Origin of the sequence: Variovorax sp. SRS16 (genome assembly GCF_901827165.1) — a bacterium.
In the GTDB taxonomy this organism is placed as follows: Bacteria; Pseudomonadota; Gammaproteobacteria; order Burkholderiales; family Burkholderiaceae_C; genus Variovorax.
Genome location: NZ_LR594666.1, coordinates 675,429 through 695,476 on the forward strand (window position 1 = coordinate 675,429; position 20,048 = coordinate 695,476).

At 69.1% G+C, this 20,048-nt stretch carries 20 protein-coding genes; 10 read left to right on the forward strand and 10 right to left on the reverse strand.

Going from position 1 to position 20,048, the window contains the following annotated elements:
• The first annotated feature begins 5 nt into the window (after window positions 1-5).
• Genes E5P2_RS03320 through E5P2_RS03350 form a run of 7 tightly spaced genes read left to right on the forward strand, consistent with a single transcriptional unit; the run spans window position 6 to window position 8,078 of the window.
• Window positions 6-1,451, forward strand: coding sequence for a carotenoid oxygenase family protein (locus tag E5P2_RS03320; protein ID WP_162565737.1), 1,446 nt, complete (start codon window positions 6-8; stop codon window positions 1,449-1,451).
• Complete coding sequence (locus E5P2_RS03325) at window positions 1,451-3,199, forward strand: class I adenylate-forming enzyme family protein (RefSeq protein WP_162565738.1); 1,749 nt, start codon at window positions 1,451-1,453, stop codon at window positions 3,197-3,199. Before E5P2_RS03320 ends, E5P2_RS03325 begins: the two co-directional genes overlap by 1 nt.
• Window positions 3,196-3,921: an alpha/beta fold hydrolase gene (locus E5P2_RS03330; RefSeq protein ID WP_162565739.1), complete on the forward strand. Its 726-nt coding sequence runs from the start codon at window positions 3,196-3,198 to the stop codon at window positions 3,919-3,921. The genes E5P2_RS03325 and E5P2_RS03330 overlap by 4 nt, the downstream gene beginning before the upstream one ends.
• Entirely contained in the window at window positions 3,918-4,907 is a 990-nt protein-coding gene (locus E5P2_RS03335) for a Bug family tripartite tricarboxylate transporter substrate binding protein (RefSeq protein WP_232080561.1), read from the forward strand. The genes E5P2_RS03330 and E5P2_RS03335 overlap by 4 nt, the downstream gene beginning before the upstream one ends.
• A 12-nt stretch (window positions 4,908-4,919) precedes the next feature.
• Complete coding sequence (locus E5P2_RS03340; RefSeq protein WP_162565740.1) at window positions 4,920-5,918, forward strand: NAD(P)H-dependent flavin oxidoreductase; 999 nt, start codon at window positions 4,920-4,922, stop codon at window positions 5,916-5,918.
• On the forward strand, window positions 5,915-7,132 hold the full coding sequence (locus E5P2_RS03345; protein ID WP_162565741.1) for an acetyl-CoA acetyltransferase: 1,218 nt from the start codon (window positions 5,915-5,917) through the stop codon (window positions 7,130-7,132). The genes E5P2_RS03340 and E5P2_RS03345 overlap by 4 nt, the downstream gene beginning before the upstream one ends.
• A gap of 10 nt (window positions 7,133-7,142) precedes the next feature.
• Window positions 7,143-8,078 (forward strand): winged helix-turn-helix transcriptional regulator, encoded by a 936-nt coding sequence (locus E5P2_RS03350; RefSeq protein ID WP_162565742.1) that lies wholly within the window; start codon window positions 7,143-7,145, stop codon window positions 8,076-8,078.
• 22 nt (window positions 8,079-8,100) lie between these two features.
• Here the strand turns inward: E5P2_RS03350 and E5P2_RS03355 are convergent, their stop codons facing one another.
• The 5 genes from E5P2_RS03355 to E5P2_RS03375 form a co-directional block, all read right to left on the reverse strand.
• Entirely contained in the window at window positions 8,101-9,210 is a 1,110-nt protein-coding gene (locus E5P2_RS03355; protein WP_162565743.1) for a DUF2855 family protein, read from the reverse strand.
• Window positions 9,211-9,312: 102 nt separating this feature from the next.
• Window positions 9,313-9,738, reverse strand: coding sequence for an organic hydroperoxide resistance protein (locus tag E5P2_RS03360; protein ID WP_162565744.1), 426 nt, complete (start codon window positions 9,736-9,738; stop codon window positions 9,313-9,315).
• 34 nt (window positions 9,739-9,772) lie between these two features.
• Window positions 9,773-10,225, reverse strand: coding sequence for a MarR family winged helix-turn-helix transcriptional regulator (locus E5P2_RS03365; RefSeq protein ID WP_162565745.1), 453 nt, complete (start codon window positions 10,223-10,225; stop codon window positions 9,773-9,775).
• A gap of 121 nt (window positions 10,226-10,346) precedes the next feature.
• Window positions 10,347-11,162 carry a crotonase/enoyl-CoA hydratase family protein gene (locus tag E5P2_RS03370; protein ID WP_162565746.1) on the reverse strand — a complete coding sequence of 272 codons (816 nt, stop codon included), beginning with the start codon at window positions 11,160-11,162 and terminating at the stop codon, window positions 10,347-10,349.
• Window positions 11,163-11,295: 133 nt separating this feature from the next.
• A complete protein-coding gene (locus tag E5P2_RS03375; protein ID WP_162565747.1) occupies window positions 11,296-12,144 on the reverse strand; it encodes a 3-hydroxybutyryl-CoA dehydrogenase in 849 nt (282 codons plus the stop codon).
• A gap of 157 nt (window positions 12,145-12,301) precedes the next feature.
• Here E5P2_RS03375 and purT point away from each other — a divergent pair, with 157 nt between their 5' ends.
• Together purT and E5P2_RS03385 are read left to right on the forward strand one after the other, a co-directional pair.
• Window positions 12,302-13,504: a formate-dependent phosphoribosylglycinamide formyltransferase gene (gene purT, locus E5P2_RS03380; RefSeq protein ID WP_162565748.1), complete on the forward strand. Its 1,203-nt coding sequence runs from the start codon at window positions 12,302-12,304 to the stop codon at window positions 13,502-13,504.
• A gap of 23 nt (window positions 13,505-13,527) precedes the next feature.
• Complete coding sequence (locus E5P2_RS03385) at window positions 13,528-14,478, forward strand: alpha/beta hydrolase (RefSeq protein ID WP_162565749.1); 951 nt, start codon at window positions 13,528-13,530, stop codon at window positions 14,476-14,478.
• An 18-nt stretch (window positions 14,479-14,496) separates the two neighbouring features.
• On the opposite strand, the gene E5P2_RS03390 is transcribed toward E5P2_RS03385, so the two are convergent.
• From E5P2_RS03390 to E5P2_RS03405, 4 genes are all read right to left on the reverse strand, one after another.
• The gene (locus E5P2_RS03390; RefSeq protein WP_162565750.1) at window positions 14,497-16,008 is read right to left on the reverse strand and encodes a tripartite tricarboxylate transporter permease; all 1,512 of its coding nucleotides are present in this window, start codon (window positions 16,006-16,008) and stop codon (window positions 14,497-14,499) included.
• A 10-nt stretch (window positions 16,009-16,018) separates the two neighbouring features.
• The gene (locus tag E5P2_RS03395) at window positions 16,019-16,507 is read right to left on the reverse strand and encodes a tripartite tricarboxylate transporter TctB family protein (RefSeq protein ID WP_162565751.1); all 489 of its coding nucleotides are present in this window, start codon (window positions 16,505-16,507) and stop codon (window positions 16,019-16,021) included.
• A gap of 183 nt (window positions 16,508-16,690) precedes the next feature.
• A complete protein-coding gene (locus E5P2_RS03400) occupies window positions 16,691-17,107 on the reverse strand; it encodes an RNA recognition motif domain-containing protein (RefSeq protein WP_162565752.1) in 417 nt (138 codons plus the stop codon).
• Window positions 17,108-17,335: 228 nt separating this feature from the next.
• Window positions 17,336-17,551, reverse strand: coding sequence for a DUF3820 family protein (locus tag E5P2_RS03405; RefSeq protein ID WP_162565753.1), 216 nt, complete (start codon window positions 17,549-17,551; stop codon window positions 17,336-17,338).
• A gap of 37 nt (window positions 17,552-17,588) precedes the next feature.
• Here E5P2_RS03405 and E5P2_RS03410 point away from each other — a divergent pair, with 37 nt between their 5' ends.
• Entirely contained in the window at window positions 17,589-18,818 is a 1,230-nt protein-coding gene (locus tag E5P2_RS03410) for a DEAD/DEAH box helicase (protein WP_162565754.1), read from the forward strand.
• 14 nt (window positions 18,819-18,832) lie between these two features.
• On the opposite strand, the gene E5P2_RS03415 is transcribed toward E5P2_RS03410, so the two are convergent.
• A complete protein-coding gene (locus tag E5P2_RS03415; protein ID WP_162565755.1) occupies window positions 18,833-20,044 on the reverse strand; it encodes a low temperature requirement protein A in 1,212 nt (403 codons plus the stop codon).
• Window positions 20,045-20,048: the final 4 nt, after the last annotated feature.

Here is a 20,048-nt window from a genome sequence, read left to right on the forward strand (position 1 = left end):
CACGCATGGGACACAACGACATTCCGGTGCTGACCGGCGGCTTCGCGCCGATCGAGCGCGAATTCACGATGGACCTCACCGACATCGAGGGCGAGGTGCCGAAGGACCTGACCGGCATGCACGTGCGCAACGGTCCGAACCGCCGCTTCGAGGCGCCGGGCCGCTACCACTGGTTCGACGGCGACGGCATGCTGCATGCGGTGCGCTTCGAGGGCGGCCGCGTGCAGTACCTCAACCGCTGGGTCATGACCGACAGCCTGCAGGAAGAGCTCGCGGCCGGCAGCGCGCTGTGGCAGGGCATCAAGGACCCGCCGCGCAAGGACCGGCCCGACATGCCGGTGAAGAACACCTCGAACACCGACGTCAAGTTCTACGGCGGCAACCTGGTGTCGATGTGGTATCTCGGCGGCTCGGTCTACCGCTGCAGCCCCGACGACCTCTCGACGCTCGGCAAGCTCGAGTTCGATCCGCGCATGAAGGGCCTGCCGGTGTCGGCGCATTCGAAGGTCGACGAGCGCACCGGCGAATTCCTGTTCTTCGCCTACGGCAAGGAAGCGCCCTACATGCACTACGGCGTGATGGACCGCCACGGCGCGCTGCAGACCTTCATGCCGGTGCAGCTGCCCGGCCCGCGCCTGCCGCACGACATGGCGATCACGCCCAACTACACCGTGGTGCACGACCTGCCGCTGTTCTACGACATGGACGCCCTCGCGGCCGGCCGGCACAAGCTCAAGTTCCATCACACGCTGCCCGCGCGCTTCGGCGTCATTCCGCGCCACGGCACGCCCGAGCAGATCCGCTGGTTCGAGGCCAGCCCGACCTACATGTACCACGTGTCGAATGCGTGGGAAGAGGACGACGGCCGCGGCGGCACCGAGATCGTCATGACCGGCACGCCCTTCCGGCTGCCGCGCGACTGGCGCGGCAACGTCGAGGTCGATCGCTTCCCGAAGATGCTGGCCAACCTCGAGCACGACTTCATGTTCTGCGAGTGGCGCTTCAACCTGCGCACCGGCCAGACGCGCGAGCGCGTGCTCGACGACATCGTCAACCAGGAGTTCCCGGTCATCAACTCGTGGATGCAGGGGCACAAGACGCGCTACGCATGGAACGTGCTGATGGGCCGCAGCAACCGCGCCGAGGATCCGCGCTTCTGCGGCTTCGTGCGGCAGGACCTCGAGCGCGGCATCAGCACCAGCTACCACGAGGGCGTGCACAAGTGGTTCAGCGAGGCGCCCTTCGCGCCGAAGGACCGCTGGCAGGCCGAGGACGACGGCTACCTGGTCGGCTTCCTGTGGGACGACGAGAAGAAGGCCTCCTTCGTCACGGTGTTCGATGCGAGCGACATCGCGAAAGGCCCGGTCGCGCGCATCCGCCTGCCGCACCGCGTCCCGAACGGCTTCCATGCCACCTGGGTCAGCGGCGAGCGCCTCGCACGAGGCTACTGATGATCCTGGTCCCGCAAGACAAGATCGACGCCTACACCGCGCGCGGCTGGTGGGGCAGCGAAACCATGGGCTCGCTGTTCGCGCGCCACCGGCGCGAGCGGCCCGATGACGAGGCCGTGGTCGATGCGCCGAACCGCGCCGACTTCGCGCATGGCGCGCCGCGCCGGCTCACCTGGGCGCAGCTCGGCGACGAGGTCGACCGCTTCGCGCTGCTGCTGTGCGCGGCCGGCATCCGGCGCGACGAGGTGGTGGTGGTGCAGATGCCCAACGGCGTCGAGCAGTTCGTCGTCTACCTGGCCTGCGCGCGCCTGGGCATCGTGGTGACACCGGTGCCGATCCAGTACCGCGAGCACGAGCTGGCGCACATCCTCGAGATCACGCGCGCCGTCGCGGCGGTGAGCTTCTCGCGCATCGGCAAGCCGGCCGGCGGCCACGCGGCGGCGCGCATGTTCGCGGAGCTGCGCGCCGCGCATCCTTCGCTGCGCGTGGTGCTGGCCTGGGGCGACACCGTGGACGATGGCGTGGTCGACGTCGCCGCGCGGCTGCGCGCCGCGCCCGACCTCGAACGCCTCGCGCAGGCCGAGCGTGAGGCGGCCGTGACGGCCAACGACGTGCTCACCATCTGCTGGACCTCCGGCACCGAGGCGACGCCGAAGGGCGTGCCGCGCAGCCACAACGAGTGGCTGGTGATCGCGCCCTCGATCATCGAGGCCGGCGAGATCCGGCCGCATGCGCGCCTGCTCAATCCGTTTCCGCTGGTCAACATGGCGGGCTTCTCCACCGCCATGGCGGCCTGGCTGGTGCTGGGCGGCACGGTGGTGCAGCACCAGCCCTTCGCGCTGCCCATCTTCCTGCAGCAACTGCGCGAGGAGCGCATCGACTACACGGTGGCGCCGCCGGCGATCCTCAACATGCTGCTGCAGAACGACGCGCTGCTCGCCGGCATCGACTTCGCGCGCCTCGCGCGCATCGGCTCGGGCTCGGCGCCGCTGTCGGACTGGATGGTGCGCGGCTTCGCCGAGAAGCACGGCGTGCAGATCGTCAACTACTTCGGCTCCAACGAGGGCGCGGCGCTGTCGGGCAACCACGTCGACATCCCCGACCCCGGGCTGCGCGCCCAGTTCTTTCCGCGCGCCGGCGTGCCGGGGCACGCGTGGAGCATCTCGACCACGCGCAAGATCCGCACGCGCCTGGTCGACACCGAGACCGGCGAGGACATCGAGGAGACCGGCCGGCCCGGCGAGATCCGCTTCGACGGCCCGACCATCTTCAGCGGCTACTACAACGCGCCCGAACTGAGCCGCCGCGCCTTCGACGCACAGGGCTTCTACAAGACCGGCGACCTGTTCGAGATCGCCGGCGACCGCGCGCAGTACTACCACTACGTCGGCCGCTCGAAGGACCTGGTGATCCGCGGCGGCGTGAACATCTCCTCGGAAGAAATCGAGAACCTGCTGATGGCCTGCCCCGGCGTGCGCGAGGCGGCCGTGGTCGGCGTGCCCGATGCGCTGCTGGGCGAGAAGCTGTGCGCCTGCATCGTCGCGGCCGAAGGCGCGCCGGCCGTCACGCTCGACGCGATCACGGCCTTCCTGCGCGAGCACAAGCGCGTGGCGGTCTACAAGCTGCCCGAGTACCTGCTGCCGCTGGCCGAACTGCCGCGCAACCCGGTGGGCAAGATCCTCAAGCGCGAGCTGCGCGACCGCGCGCGCACGCTCGCCGCGACGGCGAAGGCGAAGGCGGCCGCATGAAGCCGGTGCTGCTGCTGATCCCGGGCATGCTCAACACGGCCGCGGTCTGGCGCCGCGTGACGCCGCTGCTCGAAGGCCGCGCCGAAATCCGCATCGCCGACGTGCAGACGCAGGACAGCATCGCCGCGATGGCGCGCGATGCCTGGGCGCGCATCGCCGACGTGCCCGACCATGTGCCGGTCGCGCTCTGCGGCTTCTCGATGGGCGGCTATGTCGCGCTCGAGATGCTGGCGCGCGGCGGCCGGCCGGTGCGCGCGCTCGGCCTGCTCGACAGTTCGTGCCGGCCCGAGAGCGCGGAAGGCGCCGCCCTGCGCGAGAAGACCATCGCCGCGATCGAACGCGACTTCGACAAGGTGAGCGCCGGCATCTCGCAGTTCGCCACCGATCCCGCGCGCCATGGCGACGAGGACTTCATGGCCGCGATGCGCGCGCTGCTGCGCGAGATCGGCGCCGAGGCCGCGATCCGGCAGAACCGCGCCATCGTCGCGCGCGCGGACCATCGCGCGGCGCTCGCAGCGCTGCGTCTTCCGACGCTCGTCATGTGCGGGCGCAACGACCGCATCACGCCGCCGGCGCTGTCGGAGGAACTGGCCGCGCTGATGCCTGCCGCGCGCCTCGAATGGATCGATGACGCCGGCCACATGACGCCGATCGAGCAGCCCGCGCGCGTGGCCGCGCTGCTCGCATCGCTGCTCGACATGACCCAAGGAGACACACCATGATGAACCGACGCGACACCTTCCGGCAGCTCGGCGCGCTCGCGCTGCTGGGCAGCCTGCCCATCGCCCGCGCGCAGGCCCAGGGCAGCTTTCCCGACAAGCCGGTGCGCATCGTCGTGCCCTTCGCGGCGGGCAACACGCTCGACACCGCGCTGCGCCAGGTGGCCGAGGTGTTCGACAAGAACACCGGACAGCCGCTCCTGATCGACAACCGGCCGGGCGGCTCCGGCATCATCGCCGCGCAGAACGTGATGGCGGCGCCGGCCGACGGCTACACGCTGCTGCTGGCCAACACCAGCATGTTCACCATCAATCCGCACACCTTCTCGAAGCTGCCCTACGACCCCGAGAAGAACTTCCGCCCGGTCACCAATTTCCTCGGCGCCTCGATGGTGATGGCGGTCAACAACAAGGTGCCCGCGAACAACATCAAGGAGTTCGTCGCCTGGACCAGGTCGCGGCCGGGCAAGGTGTCCTTCGCCTCGTTCACCGCCGGCAACTCCTCGCATTTCGCGGGCGTGATCCTGAACCAGCGCGCGGGCATCGACATGCTCCACGTGCCCTTCAACGGCACGCCGCCGGCGGTGACCAACCTGGTCGGCGGCGAGGTCGATGCGGCCTTCCTGCCGCTGCAGGCCGTCAAGCCGCATGTGGATGCGGGCAAGGTCAAGGTGCTGGCCGTCACCAGTCCGCAGCGCTCGCCGCAGCTGCCGCAGGTCGCGACCTTCCGCGAGCAGGGCTATCCGGACCTCGACATCTACATCTGGGCCGCGATCGTCGCGCCCGCGGCCACGCCCGATGCGGCGATCGGCCGGCTCAACACCGAGTTCGTGAAGATCCTGCGCACGCCCGAGATCCGGGAGAAGTGGAAGGTCTTCGACTTCGAGCCGCTGCCGTCCACGCCGCAGGAGTTCACGCAGTTCGAGCGGGCCGACTCGAAGCGCTGGGCCGAGGCGGTGAAGATTTCCGGCTTCAAGGCGAGCGAATAGTCGAAGACCACCATGAGTTCACGCATTCCCTTTGCGCTGCGGCTGCCCGTCTTCGCGGCGCCCATGTTCCTGATCTCCGGCCCCGCGCTGGTGCTCGCCGCCTGCAGGGCCGGCATCGTCGGCGCCTTTCCCACGCCCAATGCGCGCCCCATCGAAACGCTCGATGCATGGATGCGCGAGATCACCGAAGGGCTGGCCCGCGCGCGTGACGAACAACCCGCGTCGACCCTCGGCCCGTGGTGCGCCAACCTGGTCACGCATTCGTCGAACACGCGGCTGCCGGAAGACCTCGAACTCGTCGCCAGGTACAAGCCGCCGATCGTCGTGACGGCGCTGGGCAGTCCCAAGCCGGCGATCGAGGTGGTGCACCGCTATGGCGGGCTGGTGTTCGCCGACGTCATCAACCTGCAGCTCGCGCGCAAGGCGGTCGCGGCCGGCGCCGATGGGCTGGCCTGCGTGTCGGCCGGCGCCGGTGGGCACACGGGCTTCCTCTCGCCCTTCGCTTTCGTGAGTGCGGTGCGCGAATTCTTCGACGGCCATGTGATCGCCGGCGGCGGCATCAGCGACGGCTGGGGCGTGGCCGGCGCGATCGCGGCCGGCGCGGACTTCGTCTACATGGGCACACGCTTCATCCCGGTGGCCGAGAGCCTGGCGCCCGAGGCCTACAAGCAGATGCTGGTCGACAGCACGGTCGATGACCTGGTGGTGAGCGCAGGCATCACCGGCACGCCGGCGAGCTGGCTCAAGCCCTCGCTGCGCGCCAACGGGCTCGACCCCGATCACATGCCCGACGCGCCCGCGCGGCAGTACGACAGCAGCCAGTCGATCGCGGCCAAGCGCTGGAAGGACGTGTGGGCGGCCGGGCAGGGCGTGGGCGCGATCCGCGAGGTGGAGCCGGTGGCCGCCGTGGTGGACCGGCTCGAACGCGAGTACGCGCAGGCCGCCGCGCGCTTCGCCGGGCTTCGCTATCCGCCGTCGCAGGAGGCATCGACCTTGAGGAGAGCTGCATGACCGAACCCGTCTACATCCTCGGCGGCCACCAGACCGACTTCGCCAAGGCCTGGTCGCGCAACGGCGAGGACATCTCGGACATGGTGCGCGAGGGCACGCTCGGCGCACTCGCCGCGGCGCGGGTCGATGCGGCGCAGATCCAGAGCATCCATGTCGGCAATGCCTTCGCCGAACTGCAGCGCCAGCAGGCGCACCTGGGTGCGATGGTGTCGCAGGTGGTGCCCGAACTGTGGGGCGTGCCCGCGATGCGGCACGAGGGCGCCTGCGCCTCGTCCTCGCTCGGCGTGCTCGCCGCGATGGCCGAGATCGAGGCCGGCCGCTACGACTGTGTGCTGGTGCTCGGCGTCGAGGAGTTCAAGAACCTGCCGGGCAACCTCGCCTCGCAGAACCAGAATGCCGCCGCCTGGCAAGGCCGCGAGGACATCCCCTGCACCTTCATGTGGCCGGCCGCGTTCGGGCGCGTGGCGCAGGAATACGAGGAACGCTATGGGCTGGACCGGCGCCATCTCAACCGCATCGCCGAACTCAACTACGCCAACGCGCGCCGCAATCCGCTGGCGCAGACGCGGCGCTGGCAGTTCGACGAACGCAGCTTCACCGACGACGACGAGGCCAATCCGCTGATCGAGCCCGGCACGCGCCGGCAGGACTGCGGCCAGGTCACCGACGGCGCCTGCGCCGTGGTGCTGGCCTCCGGCCGCTTCCTGCGCGAACACCGGCGCGACGGCGCCGCGCCGCCGCGCATCGCGGGCTGGGGCCATCGCACCGCGGGCCTGCGGCTGCTCGACAAGCTGGAACGCAGCCGTGGCCAGGCCTATGTGTTCCCGCATGTGCGCGAGACCATCGAGGACGCGTGGCGGCGCGCCGGCATCGGCGGCATCGACGCGATGGACGGCGTGGAGACGCACGACTGCTTCACCACCACCGAGTACATGGCCATCGACCACCTCGGCCTCAGCGCGCCGGGGCAGAGCTGGCGGGCGGTGGAGGACGGCAGCATCGATCCCGGCGGGCGCTGCCCGGTCAACATGAGCGGCGGCCTGATCGGCTGCGGCCATCCGGTCGGCGCCACCGGCACGCGCATGCTCTTCGATGCCGCGCGGCAGGTGACGGGCGAGGCGGGCGAGTGCCAGATCGAAGGCGCACGGCGCATCCAGACGCTGAACATCGGCGGCTCCTGCGCGACCGTCGTCAGCTTCGTGGTCGAGCGCTGACAATCCACCGGTGCCACTCACCCCGGAAGAACTCGACCTGCGCCGCGAAGCGCTGGCCACCAGCACGCTCGACCACGGCCTGCAATTGCTCGGCGACCGCTGGACCATGGCGGTCGTGCTCGGCGCCTTCCTCGGCGTGCGCCGCTTCGACGAGTGGCAGAGCCGGCTCGCCATTCCGCGCCATACGCTGGCGCAGCGCCTGCGCGCGCTGACCGCGCTCGGCCTGCTGCGCCAGCGGCCGTATCAGGAACGGCCGCTGCGCCATGCCTACCATCTCACCGCCAAGGGCCTGTCGCTCTATCCGCATGTGCTGATGATGTGGTCGTGGGAGCGGCGCTGGGGCACGCGCGCGACCGACCTGCCGCAGCGGCTGGTGCACGCCGGCTGCGGCCACGCCTTCGTGCCTTGGCTCGCCTGTGGCGCCTGCCACGAGAAGGTCGGCATCGGCGACCTGGGCTTCACGCTGCAGCCGAACGCGGCGCTGCGCGCCCGCCCGCCCGCCCGCGGCCGCGCGCCGCGGCTCGCGCAGGCCGAAGGCGACGGCTCGAGCAGGGGCCTGCGCGTAGACCGCTGGGCGCTGCTGATCATCTCGGCCGTGCTGCTCGGCTGCCACCATTTCGACGAGCTCAGCCACGTGCTCGGCATCGGCAGCAGCGTGCTGTCGCGCCGTCTGGGCGACATGGTCGACGCCGGGCTGCTGCTGTGCCAGGACGATCTGGTCGACGGGCGGCGCCGGGTCTATCGACTCACGCCGGCGAGCCGCGATCTGTTCGGCTACATCCTCTGCTTCTCGAGCTGGGCGGCGCGGCATCATTTCCAGGAGCCGAGTTCGATCCGCCCCACGCACCGGGCCTGCGGACATCCGTTCGTGCCCGAGGTCGTGTGCAGCCACTGCCGGCAGGTGCTGGAAGCGCGCGAGGTCGGCTTCGAGGCGAGCGCGCCGTGAGGCGCGGCGATCGGCCCGCGCCTCAGCCGCCGCGCGACAGCGACAGGATGTGCCCGCTGCGCGGATCGCCGCGGCCCGAGCGCACCGCGGCATAGGCCGCCTGCACCGCAGCGGCGCCGTCGTGGTGTTCGGCGCGCAGCCAGGGCGCGCGCGGATCCGTCACCTTGGCGGTGAAGGCCTGCCAGGCTTGCACCATGCGCTGGCCGAAGTCTTGCGCGCCCCATTCGGTGGTGCGCTTCTTGATTTGCGCCGGCGCGAAGAACAGCGTGGCGCGCGGGCCGGGCAAATCCTTGCCGGCGCCGCTGGCCGCGAGCTGGTCGACGTGCGTGCCGCCGATCGAGGCGCTGTGCTTCAGGTTGGCGAAGCGCGTGTGGATGGCGCGGCGCAGCGTGCCGTTGCCGGCGAAGTCGATGTAGACGCAGGGCGTGTCGGCCGCGAGCTGGTCGAGCTCCTCGTAGGCCAGCACGCGGTCGTAGCAACCCAGCGATTCGCAGAAGGCCTTGTTGGCGGCCGAGGTCAGGCCGACCACTTCGATGCCGTCGCGCTGCGCGAGCTGGAAGGCGGTGCCGTAGGCGGTCTTGCTCGATGCGCTCGAGAGCAACGCGACGCCGGGATCGGCGCCGAAGAAGCCGTTGTCGGCGAAGAAATCGTCGATCAACCACGAGGTGATGAAGAGCGGGCGCAGCAGCGCCTGGATGTCTTCGGTGCCGGCGGTGTAGAGCGGGTCGAGCTTGCTGCGGAAGTACTGGTTGTAGACGGCCGGCAGCGCGGCGCGGTGTTCGGCGCCGTCGGTGAAGCGCTCGGGCGAGAGCCGCTCGGGCGTGAGCACCACGGCAGAGGCCATCGGGAAGTAGCCATACAGCAGCTCGCCCACCGCGACGCCCGGATGCAGCGAGTGCGTCACCGTTGCGAAGCCCCACACCGGGATGGTGCCCCAGCCTTCCTCGCCGGTCGGGAAGAACTGCCAGTAGTTCATGGCCTCGCCGAAGGCGGCATAGGTGATGTTGTTGGCGGTGAGCGCGAAGCTGTCGATGCGCGCCCGGATCTGGCCGTCGGCCAGCCGCGTGTCGCCGGCGTCGCGCAGGCGGGTGGCGGAAAGATCGTCCTTGCGGACCCACAGTTCGGTGTTCATGGAATGACCTTACTGCAGAGGCGTCGCGGCTGCATGACAAAAGCGCCGGCCGGCGTCACCTGGGCGACGCCGGCCGGCGCTGATGGATGGCGGCAGGCTGGATCAGAGGATCGACAGCTCGACGTCGATGTTGCCGCGCGTGGCGTTCGAGTACGGGCACACCTGGTGCGCGGCCTCGACCAGCTGCTTCTTCTGCGCATCGTCCAGGCCCGGCAGCGTGATCGCGAGCTTGACCGCGATGCCGTAGGCCGCGCCGCCGTCCGTCGGGCCGAGGGAAACGCTGGCGTCGATGGCCACGTCGTCCGGCACCTTGACCTTGATCTTGGGGCCGACCGCCTTCATCGCGCCGATGAAGCAGGCCGAGTAGCCGACCGCGAAGAGTTGCTCGGGGTTGGTGCCGGGCTTGCCGGTGCCGGGCGAGCTGAGCTTGACGTCGAGCGCGTCGTCGCTGGTCTTGCCGGCGCCGTCGCGGCCGCCGATGGTGTGGGACTGCGCGGTGTAGAGCACTTTGTCGAGTTTCTTGACCATGGTGGTTCCTTCGGTTGGTTGGGGGAAAAAAAGACTAGGCAGCCTTGACGCGATCGCGCAGGGTCTGGATCTGCTGCGTGAGGGCGATGAGTTCGGGCACCGAGCACTGCGTGGCGGCCATCAGGCAGCCCGGCACGCCGGCGGCGCGTGCCTTGAGCTTGCGGCCCGCGGCGGTGAGGGTGACGCGGACCCGGCGCTCGTCATCGACATCGCGAATGCGCGCCACCAGGCCGCTGGCTTCGAGCCGCTTGAGCAGCGGTGTGAGCGTGCCCGAGTCGAGCGAGAGCCGCTCGCCGAGCTCGGACACCATGAGCCCGTCGCGCTCCCACAGCACCAGCATCACGAGGTATTGCGGGTAGGTGAGATGGAGCTTGTCGAGCAGCGGCTTGTAGAGCTTGGTCATCGCCAGCGAAGCGGAGTAGACCGCGAAGCAGAGCTGGTTGTCGAGCCGGAGCATCTCGTCGGTCGATGGGGGCTGGGTGCGCATGGCTGGAAGTATAGCTTCCAATTAAATTGTGTGCAATGTAATTTGTGGGAATTGTTGTCTTGCCCCCTCTCCCTCTGGGAGAGGGCTGGGGTGAGGGCGCCGGACCTCCGCAAAGGCCCCCTCATCGCCCACTGAACCGCGAAGGCCGCCGCTCCACAAAGGACCGCACCCCTTCGGCCGCATCCTCGCTGTTCGCCAGCCGCTGCTGCACCGGAATGAAATCCGCGACGGCTGCCGCCGGCCCCTGTTCGATCGCCTTCACCACATTGAGCCGTGTTGCCACCACCGCCAGCGGCGCCTGCGCCGCGATGCGCTGCGCGATGCGCAAAGCCGCGTCGAGTTCCTCCCCGGCCGGCACCACCTTCTGCACGAAGTTCAGCCGGAAGGCCTCGGCGCTGCCGAACTCGTCGGCCGTCAGCAGATGCAGCATGGCGTTGCCCAGCCCCGCGCGCTCCGCCATGCGCAGCGTCGCGCCGCCGGTGGCCATGATGCCGCGCTGCACTTCCATCTGCGAGAAGCGGCAGTTGTCGGCCGCGACCACGATGTCGGCGCCCAGCATCAGCTCGATGCCGACCGTGAAGCAGATCCCCTTGACCGCCACCACCATCGGCTTGCTGCGTCGCCGGTAGCCGGGCAGGCCGTAGTCGTGCGGCTCGACCAGCCCTGCGGGAATCGCCTTCTCGCCGCGCTTCATGTACTCGGCCACCGCGGGCAGATCCAGCCCGGCGGTGAAGTGATCGCCGAATGCGTGCAGCACGCCCACGCGCAGCGCCGGATCGTCGTCGAGCCGCGTGTAGGCCTCTGCCAGTTCGCGGAACATGCGCGGCGTCCAGCCGTTGCGCTTGGCCGGGCGGTTGATGCCGATCAGCAGCACGTGGTCGAGCACCTGGGTGTCGATGCAGCCTTCGGGCGGCGGCGTGGTGGGCGTGGCGGTCATTTGACTCGGCTCCTTGTTCCTGTGTGTGCGTGTCTCTTCCAGGGATACCGCGGAACCGGCTTTGCCGGGCGGCTGGCATCGCCCCCTTTTCAAGGGGGGTGCCCGAGCCACACGAAGTGGGCGAGGCTGGGGGTTAGTAACGGTACACGCCGTGCCCGGTCTTGCGGCCGAGCTGGCCCGCCGCCACCATCTCCTTGAGCAACGGACACGGCCGGTACTTGGAGTCGCCGAACTGCTCGAGGTAGACCTCCATCACCGCGAGGCAGACGTCCAGCCCGATCATGTCGGCCAGTGCCAATGGGCCAATCGGCTGGTTGCAGCCCAGCTTCATGCCGGCGTCGATGTCCTCGGCCGTCGCGAGCCCTTCGGCCAGCACGAAGAAGGCCTCGTTGATCATCGGCACCAGGATGCGGTTGACCACGAAGCCGGGCGCGTTCTTCACCGTGATCGGCGACTTGCCCAGCGCCACCGCCAGCGCCTTCACCGCATCGTGCGTGGCGTCGCTGGTGAGGTAGCCGCGGATGATCTCGACCAGCGCCATCATCGGCACCGGGTTGAAGAAGTGCATGCCGATGAAGCGGTCGGCGCGCGAGGTGGCCGCCGCCAGCTGGGTGATCGAGATCGACGAGGTGTTCGAGGCGATGATCGCCTCGGGCGGGAGCAGGGCGTCGACCTGCTGGAGGATCTTGAGCTTGAGCGCGTGGTTCTCGGTCGCCGCCTCGATCACGAGTTGAGCCGCCTTGAGCTCGTCGTAGTTCGTCGAACCCTTGATCAGCGCCAGCGCGGCATCCTTCTGCGCCGTGCTGAGCTTGTCCTTCTTGATCAGCCTGTCGAGACTGCCGGCGACCGTCGAGAGGCCCTTGTCGACCGCGGCCTGCGCGATGTCGACCATCACGACCTTGACGCCCGCGACCGCGCAGGCCTGCGCGATGCCGTTGCCCATCGTGCCCGCGCCGATGATGCCGACTGTATGGATTGCCATGAGAAATGCTCCTGAAGAAAAAAAGGGAGGGACGTTCCGAAGTCGCCCATCACGGCATTGTGAAACACGCGCGCGGGCGCCGCATTGCCGCGTGTGACAGCGGGCTTGATTTACAGTCCTGCGTACCCGTCTCCTTCTTTTGCACGAACCCGTACCCATGACCACCCTCGGCACCCCCTTGTCTCCTTCCGCCACCCGCGTGATGCTGCTCGGCTCGGGCGAGCTCGGCAAGGAAGTGCTGATCGCGCTGCAGCGCCTCGGTGTCGAGACCATCGCGGTCGACCGCTACGAGAATGCGCCGGGCCAGCAGGTGGCGCACCATGCGCGCACCCTCACGATGAGCGATCCCGCGCAGCTGAAAGCGCTGATCGAGGCCGAGCGGCCGCTGCTGGTGGTGCCCGAGATCGAGGCCATCGCCACGCCGATGCTGCAGCAGCTCGAGGATGCCGGCGTGGTGCGCGTGATCCCGACCGCGCGCGCCGCGCGGCTCACGATGGACCGCGAAGGCATTCGCCGTCTGGCCGCCGAGACGCTGGGCGTGCCGACCAGCCCCTACAAGTTCTGCGATTCGCTGGCCGAGCTGCAGGCGGCGATCGACGAAGGCATCGGCTATCCCTGCATCGTCAAGCCCGTGATGAGCAGCTCGGGCAAGGGCCAGAGCAAGATCGACGGGCCGGCCGATGTCCAAAAGGCCTGGGACCATGCGATGGCCGGGGGCCGGGTGAGCCACGGCCGCGTGATCGTCGAGGGCTTCATCGATTTCGACTACGAGATCACGCTGCTCACGGTGCGCGCGCTCGACGAGGCCGGCGCCGTGCAGACCCGCTTCTGCGAGCCCATCGGCCACCTGCAGGTCCATGGCGACTATGTCGAGAGCTGGCAGCCGCATCCGATGGCGCCGGCCGCGCTGCAAAAGGCGCAGCAGATCGCGCAGGCGGTGACGGCCGATCTCGGCGGGCAGGGACTCTTCGGCGTCGAGCTGTTCGTCAAGGGCGAGCAGGTCTGGTTCAGCGAGGTCAGCCCGCGGCCGCACGACACCGGCCTGGTGACCCTGGCGACCCAGTGGCAGAACGAGTTCGAGCTGCATGCGCGCGCGATCCTCGGCCTGCCGGTCGACACCACGCTCAAGAGCGCGGGCGCGAGCGCCGTGGTCTACGGCGGCGTGGATGCGGGTGGCATCGTCTTCGACGGCGTGGCCGATGCGCTGCGCGTGCCCGGCACCGATGTGCGCCTGTTCGGCAAGCCCGAGAGCTTCGTCAAGCGCCGCATGGGCGTGGCGGTGGCGCATGCGGCCGACATCGACACCGCGCGCCGCAATGCCAAGGAAGCCGCGTCGCGCATCCGCCCTCGCCGGGCCTGAACGCACACCTCCGGAGACTCCCCATGCTGCACCCTCAAGCCCGCGCGCTGCTCGACTTCATGGAACAGCGCGGCATCCCGCCGACCCACACCCTGTCGCCGGCCGACGCGCGCGCCTTCTACCGCGAGCGGCGCAGCGCCACGCAGCCCGAACCCGGGGAGGTCGCCGAGGTGCGCGAACTCGCCGCGACCGGCCCGCACGGCACGATCCCGCTGCGGCTCTATCGTCCGCTGGGCACGAGCCGTGCGGCGCTGCTGCCGGTGCTGGTCTACTACCACGGCGGCGGCTGGGTCATCGGCGACCTCGACACGCACGACACGCTGTGCCGCGAGCTCGCCAATCTGTCGGGATGCGCCGTGGTCGCCGTCGACTACCGCATGGGTCCGGAGCACCGCTTTCCCGCCGCGGTCGACGACGTGCTCGCCGCCACGCGCTGGGTGCGCAAGGAAGCGGGCGCGCTCGGGCTCGATGCCACCCGGCTCGCGGTCGGCGGCGACAGCGCCGGCGGCAACCTGGCCGCCGTGGTGGCGATCGCGGCGCGCGATGCGGGCGACCTGCCGATCGCGTTCCAGCTGCTGATCTATCCCGCGACCGACATGCGCCGCGGCCACGCGTCGCACACCACCAATGGCCAGGGCTATTTGCTCACCAGCGATTCGATCACGTATTTCCACGACCATTACATCGCCGATCCGAAGCACGACCTCGAGTGGCGTGCCTCGCCGCTGCTGCAAGACAAGCTCGCGGGCCTGCCGCCGGCACTGGTGCTCACCGCCGGCTACGACCCGCTGCGCGACGAGGGGCTGGACTATGCGCGTGCGCTGACCGCGGCCGGCAACCGCGCGAGCTACGTCTGCTTCGAGCGCCAGATCCACGGCTTCATCACCATGGGCCGGGTGCTCGACGAGGCGAACACCGCCGTGGCGCTGTGCGCGGCCGAACTGCGCCGCGTGCTGATTCCCGCTCGCCGCTGACACGCGTCCTGGGGCGGGCTATTCCTCCACGAACGCCTCTTCTCGCTTGGCCTTGATCGAGGGCAGCAGCACGATGCCCAGCAGCAGGCAGGCCGCCACCAGCAGGCCGGCGGACAGCGGCCGCGTGACGAACACGCTCCAGGTGCCGCGCGACAGCAGCAGCGCGCGGCGCAGGTTCTCTTCCATCATCGGCCCGAGGATGAAGCCCAGCAGCAGTGGCGCCGGCTCGGTCTTGAGCTTGAGGAACAGGTAGCCGATGAAGCCGAAGGCGCCGACCATCCAGACGTCGAAGGTGTTGTTGTTGGTCGAGTACACACCGATCGCGCAGAACAGCACGATCGCCGGGAACAGGAACCTGTAGGGCACCGTCAGCAGCTTGATCCACATGCCGATCAGCGGCAGGTTGAGCACGATGAGCATCGCATTGCCGATCCACATCGAGGCGATCAGGCCCCAGAACAGCTCGGGGTTGCTGGTCATGACCTGCGGGCCGGGCTGGATGTTGTGGATGGTCATCGCGCCCACCATCAGCGCCATCACCGCATTGGGCGGAATGCCCAGCGTGAGCAGCGGGATGAAGGAGGTCTGCGCGCCGGCATTGTTGGCCGATTCGGGCGAGGCCACGCCGCGGATGTTGCCCTTGCCGAAGGGCACCTCACCGGGCTTCATCCGGATCTTCTTCTCCAGCGCGTAGGCCGCGAAGGCCGCCAGCAGCGCGCCGCCGCCCGGCAGGATGCCGAGGGCCGAGCCGAGCGCAGTGCCGCGCAGCACGGCCGGCGTCATGCGCTTGAAGTCGTCCCGCGTCGGCCACAGGCCCTTGACGTCGGCGGTGAACACCTCGCGCTCGTCCTCGGGCTGCGACAGGTTGCCGATGATCTCGCCATAGCCGAACACGCCCATCGCGATCACCACGAAGCCGATGCCGTCGGTCAGCTCCGGGATGTCGAAGCTGAAGCGCGCGACGCCGGAGTTGACGTCCGTGCCCACGATGCCCAGCAGCAGACCGAGCACGATCATCGCGACCGCCTTCAGCAACGAGCCCGAGGCCAGCACGACGGCACCGATCAGCCCCAGCGTCATGAGCGAGAAGTACTCGGCCGGCCCGAACTTGAAGGCCAGCTCGGTCAGCGGCGGCGCGAACGCCGCCAGGATCAAGGTGCCCACGCAACCGGCGAAGAACGACCCCAGGCCGGCGGCGGCGAGCGCGGGGCCGGCGCGGCCCTGTCGTGCCATCTGGTAGCCGTCGATGCAAGTCACCACCGACGAGGATTCGCCGGGCAGGTTGACCAGGATGGCGGTGGTGGAGCCGCCGTACTGCGCGCCGTAGTAGATGCCCGCGAGCATGATCAGCGCCGACACCGGCGGCAGCGCGTAGGTGGCCGGCAGCAGCATTGCGATGGTGGCCACCGGGCCGATGCCCGGCAGCACGCCGATCAGCGTGCCCAGGATGCAGCCGATCAGGCAGTACAGCAGGTTGGTGAAGGTGAAGGCGACACCGAAGCCGATGCTCAGGTTGTGAATCAGATCCATGGCGCGCTCCTCAACCCGTGATGAAGGTCGGCCAGACCTGGATCTGCAGCTTGAGCGCCCAGATGAAGGCCACGTAGCTGCCTGCTGCCAGGATGGTCGCGAGCACCAGCACGTCGCGCAGCTTGAACTGCTCGCCGGCCAGGCTCGAGATGAGGGTCAGTGCGTAGATCGCGAGGATCATCCCCATGGCCGGCAGGCCGATGCTCGGCAATCCGCCGAGCAGCACGCCGAACGCGAGGTTGGCGCCGAGCACGAAGGCCAGCGGCCTCCAGGCCCATTTGCCGATCTTTCCGCCGTCGAGGGCCTCGACCACCAGCCCCTGGAACATGATCGCCGCGCCGAGGATCGCCAGCAGGATCCCCAGCATGAGCGGAAAGTAACCGGGCCCCATGCGGGCGCCGTCCCCGACGTTGTAGGTGGTGGCGCCGACGGCGAAGGCGCCCCCGACCGCAGCGAACATGACTCCTGAAAAGAAGTCGGCCTGACTCTTGATGCGCATTGTCTCGCTCCTCGTTGTAGTGGCATCGAGGGTCGTCGCCTGAGACTGACTGGTTGCTGACCAGAACTGTACGGACTTCCACGTACCAGGGGGCCGTGCTCCAAGAGGAAAGGCGCCCGAGGGAGCCGGTTCAGCCAAAGAAAAAGGCTCCCGAAGGAGCCTTGTGCTGGATGCCGGAAGGGCTTAGTAGCCGCCGCGGCCACCGCCGCCGCCGCCGTAGCCGCCACCGCCGCTGCGATTGCCGCCACCACCGCCGCCGCCGCCGTAACCACCGCCGCCGCCACCACCGTAGCCGCCGCCACCGCCGCTGCGGCCACCACCACCACCGCCGAAGCCGCCGGGCGAACGGGGCTCCATCGGACGGGCTTCATTGACGGTCAGGCTGCGGCCGTCGAGCGATTGGCCGTTCAGGCCTTCGATGGCAGCGAGTGCTTCCGCATCGGTGCCCATTTCGACGAAGCCGAAGCCCTTGGAGCGACCGCTGTCGCGTTCCATCATGACCTTGGCGCTGGCGACCGAGCCGTAAGCGGCGAAAGCCTGCTCCAGATCGTTGTCGCGCACGGAGTAAGCGAGGTTGCCTACGTAGAGTTTCTTGCCCATGGAGGGACTCCTAATCAAACCAAAAAAACAAAGCGATGGAGTCCCAGTATCACAACAAACTAAACAGGCGCTGTGGCGCGAAACTGACCGATCACCGGATCGCGAACCAGGCAGCAGGGCCGCTGGATCGCTCCGGCATTGTCGTTCACTATTTGACTTTTGGGTGAAATGCTTTGATTTTTAGGCAGACCGGGTCGAAATGAGGCGGAAAAGCGTCACTGGGCCCGTTCAGCGCCTCTTGCGAAGCGGCTCCAGCAACCCCTTGAGCCCGTTGTGGTCGATCTCGTGCATCAGCGCCAGCAGGCGGCCGATCTCTCCCTCGGGAAAGCCCTCGCGGGCAAACCAGTTCAGGTAGTTGCCGGGCAGGTCGGCGATCAGCCGGCCCTTGTATTTGCCGAAGGGCATCTCGCGGGTCAGCAGACGTTCGAGGTCATCGGGGTTCATGCTGGCTATGCTCCTTCATCTTCGCGATCTTCATTCCATGCCATTCCATTCCCTGGGCCTCGACCCCGCCCTGGTGCGCGCCGCCACCGACAAAGGCTATGCCGCGCCCACGGCCATCCAGGCCGAAGCCATCCCCGCGATTCTGCAGGGCCGCGATCTGCTCGGCGCAGCGCAGACCGGCTCGGGCAAGACGGCGGCCTTCGCGCTGCCGCTGCTGCAACGCGTGGCGGCCGGGGGCCGGCACGCGCCGCACAGGCTGCGCGCGCTGATCCTCGTGCCCACGCGTGAACTCGCGGCGCAGGTCGGCGAGTCGATGCGCGGCCTTGCGCAGCACCTGCCGGCGCCGCCCAGGATCGCGGTCGCCTTCGGCGGCGTCTCCATCAATCCGCAGATGATGGCGCTGCGCGGCGGCGCGGACATCATGGTCGCCACGCCGGGCCGCCTGCTGGACCTGAGCGACCATCGCGCCGTGCGGCTGGACATGGTGGACATGCTGGTGCTGGACGAGGCCGACCGCCTGTTCGACCTCGGCTTTGCCGACGAACTCGGGCGCGTCCTCGCGCTGCTTCCCGCGCGGCGGCAGAACCTGCTGTTTTCGGCCACCTTCCCGCCGGCGATCCAGTCCTTCGCCGAGGCCTTGCTGCACGATCCCGTGCGGGTCGAGGTGCAGTCCGAAGCGGCCGAGCAACCCGACATCGCCCAGCGCGCGATCGAGGTCGATCCCGGCCGCCGCACGCAGCTGCTGCGCCATCTGGTCCGGCATGAGGGCTGGGCGCGGGTGCTGGTCTTCGTCGCCACCAAGCATGCGGCCGAGATCGTGGCCGACAAGCTGCGCAAGGCCGACGTCCATGCCGAGCCCTTTCACGGCCTGCTCAGCCAGGGCAAGCGCACGCAGGTGCTCGCCGACTTCAAGGCCTCGCGCGTGCAGGTGGTGATCGCCACCGACCTCGCGGCGCGCGGCATCGACGTCGTGCAGCTGCCGGCGGTGGTGAACTACGACCTCGCGCGCTCGGCGGTCGACCATGTGCACCGCATCGGCCGCACCGGGCGGGCCGGGGAGCGCGGTGTCGCCGTCAGCTTCGTCAGCGCCGCGACCGACGCGCATTTCAGGTTGATCGAGAAACGCCAGGGCCTGAACGTGCCGCGCGAGCAGGTGCCGGGCTTCGAGCCCGTCGAGGCCGCGCCGCCCGCCGACAAGGGCACGGGCGGCATCAAGGGCAAGCGCCCGAGCAAGAAGGACAAGCTGCGCGCCGCGGCCGCGCGCTGAACCTCGGCCCCCGCTCAGGCCTTGCGCGCGTGCGACGCGTTGCGGCGGACCGCACCCGATGGCGCGCGCAGCGTGTCCCATGCCGCCACGCCGAGCATCACGAGCGTGGTCAGCCCGTTCAGCGTGAGCAGATCGATCCGGGCAACGAGCGCCAGCAGCGCCGCGGCGACGACCACGCCGGCGACGTGCGAAGCAGGGAAGGACCCATACACGATGCGCCGGTAGATGCCGTTGCCCAACAGGTAGGCAACCGGCGCGCCGAGCATCACGATGATGCCCGGCAGATCCAGATGGCCATGCGGATGCGCGATCACGAGCTCGTTGCCCACCGCGGTGACGATGATGCCGCCGACGATCAGCACGTGGACGTAGTGGAAATAGGCGCCCATGCGGCCCGGATCGTCCGAATGCGCGATCGCGTGGCTGCCGTCCTCGCTGCCGGTGTCGAAGTAGAGCCACCACATCGCGAGGCTGCCCGCGAAGGCGATCAGGAAGGCGAGCGTCGAGAGGCTGGTCAAGGTCTGCGTCCTGGCGAAGGTGTCGCCGATCAGCAGGATCGATTCGCCCAGCGCCACGATCACGAACAGCTGGCAACGCTCGGCCAGGTGGCCGCCCTCGATGGTCCAGTCGGCGGTGCGCGAACGTCCCAGACCCGGCAGCCGGAAGCCGAACATCGGCGACACGTACTCGCAGGCCACCGCGATGGCCCAGCAGGCCATGCGTGCCCCGCCCGCCGTCGCGGCGCCGGCGATCCAGAACACCGCTGCGATGCAGTTCCACCCGAGGATGCGCGCGAAGTTCGCCGCCAGCGCATGGCGTTCGCGCCGCAGCAGCAGCCAGACGCAGGCCGAGCGCCCGACCTGGATCGCGACGAAGGCGACCGCGAACACCACGCCGCGCTCGGCGAAGGCGCCCGGAATGGCCGCCGACATCACCAGCCCCGCCAGCATGACGCCGAACAGCAGCAACCGGATCGGTGCCGAGCGCGGGTCGAACCAGTTCGTCACCCAGCAGGTGTATTGCCAACCCAGCCAGACCGCGAACCAGAGCAGCAGCGTCTGCAGCGCGCCGAGCGGCGTCAGGTGGCCGAGCAGGTAGTGGGACAGCTGGGTGACCGCGAAGACATAGACCAGATCGAAGAACAGCTCTTCGTAGGTGACTCTGGCCTCGGCGCCGTCGCGCTGGCGCAAGGCTGCGGGTTCGGCCACCTTCGACGGGTCATGCATGCAG

Bases quoted from the DNA above. Each gene is read 5' to 3' on its own strand.
- E5P2_RS03320 (WP_162565737.1), top strand. From the start codon at position 6: ATGGGACACAACGACATTCCGGTGCTGACCGGCGGCTTCGCGCCGATC.
- E5P2_RS03325 (WP_162565738.1), top strand. From the start codon at position 1,451: ATGATCCTGGTCCCGCAAGACAAGATCGACGCCTACACCGCGCGCGGC.
- E5P2_RS03330 (WP_162565739.1), top strand. From the start codon at position 3,196: ATGAAGCCGGTGCTGCTGCTGATCCCGGGCATGCTCAACACGGCCGCG.
- E5P2_RS03335 (WP_232080561.1), top strand. From the start codon at position 3,918: ATGATGAACCGACGCGACACCTTCCGGCAGCTCGGCGCGCTCGCGCTG.
- E5P2_RS03340 (WP_162565740.1), top strand. From the start codon at position 4,920: ATGAGTTCACGCATTCCCTTTGCGCTGCGGCTGCCCGTCTTCGCGGCG.
- E5P2_RS03345 (WP_162565741.1), top strand. From the start codon at position 5,915: ATGACCGAACCCGTCTACATCCTCGGCGGCCACCAGACCGACTTCGCC.
- E5P2_RS03355 (WP_162565743.1), bottom strand. From the start codon at position 9,210: ATGAACACCGAACTGTGGGTCCGCAAGGACGATCTTTCCGCCACCCGC.
- E5P2_RS03360 (WP_162565744.1), bottom strand. From the start codon at position 9,738: ATGGTCAAGAAACTCGACAAAGTGCTCTACACCGCGCAGTCCCACACC.
- E5P2_RS03365 (WP_162565745.1), bottom strand. From the start codon at position 10,225: ATGCGCACCCAGCCCCCATCGACCGACGAGATGCTCCGGCTCGACAAC.
- E5P2_RS03370 (WP_162565746.1), bottom strand. From the start codon at position 11,162: ATGACCGCCACGCCCACCACGCCGCCGCCCGAAGGCTGCATCGACACC.
- E5P2_RS03375 (WP_162565747.1), bottom strand. From the start codon at position 12,144: ATGGCAATCCATACAGTCGGCATCATCGGCGCGGGCACGATGGGCAAC.
- purT (WP_162565748.1), top strand. From the start codon at position 12,302: ATGACCACCCTCGGCACCCCCTTGTCTCCTTCCGCCACCCGCGTGATG.
- E5P2_RS03385 (WP_162565749.1), top strand. From the start codon at position 13,528: ATGCTGCACCCTCAAGCCCGCGCGCTGCTCGACTTCATGGAACAGCGC.
- E5P2_RS03390 (WP_162565750.1), bottom strand. From the start codon at position 16,008: ATGGATCTGATTCACAACCTGAGCATCGGCTTCGGTGTCGCCTTCACC.
- E5P2_RS03395 (WP_162565751.1), bottom strand. From the start codon at position 16,507: ATGCGCATCAAGAGTCAGGCCGACTTCTTTTCAGGAGTCATGTTCGCT.
- E5P2_RS03400 (WP_162565752.1), bottom strand. From the start codon at position 17,107: ATGGGCAAGAAACTCTACGTAGGCAACCTCGCTTACTCCGTGCGCGAC.
- E5P2_RS03405 (WP_162565753.1), bottom strand. From the start codon at position 17,551: ATGAACCCCGATGACCTCGAACGTCTGCTGACCCGCGAGATGCCCTTC.
- E5P2_RS03410 (WP_162565754.1), top strand. From the start codon at position 17,589: ATGCCATTCCATTCCCTGGGCCTCGACCCCGCCCTGGTGCGCGCCGCC.
- E5P2_RS03415 (WP_162565755.1), bottom strand. From the start codon at position 20,044: ATGCATGACCCGTCGAAGGTGGCCGAACCCGCAGCCTTGCGCCAGCGC.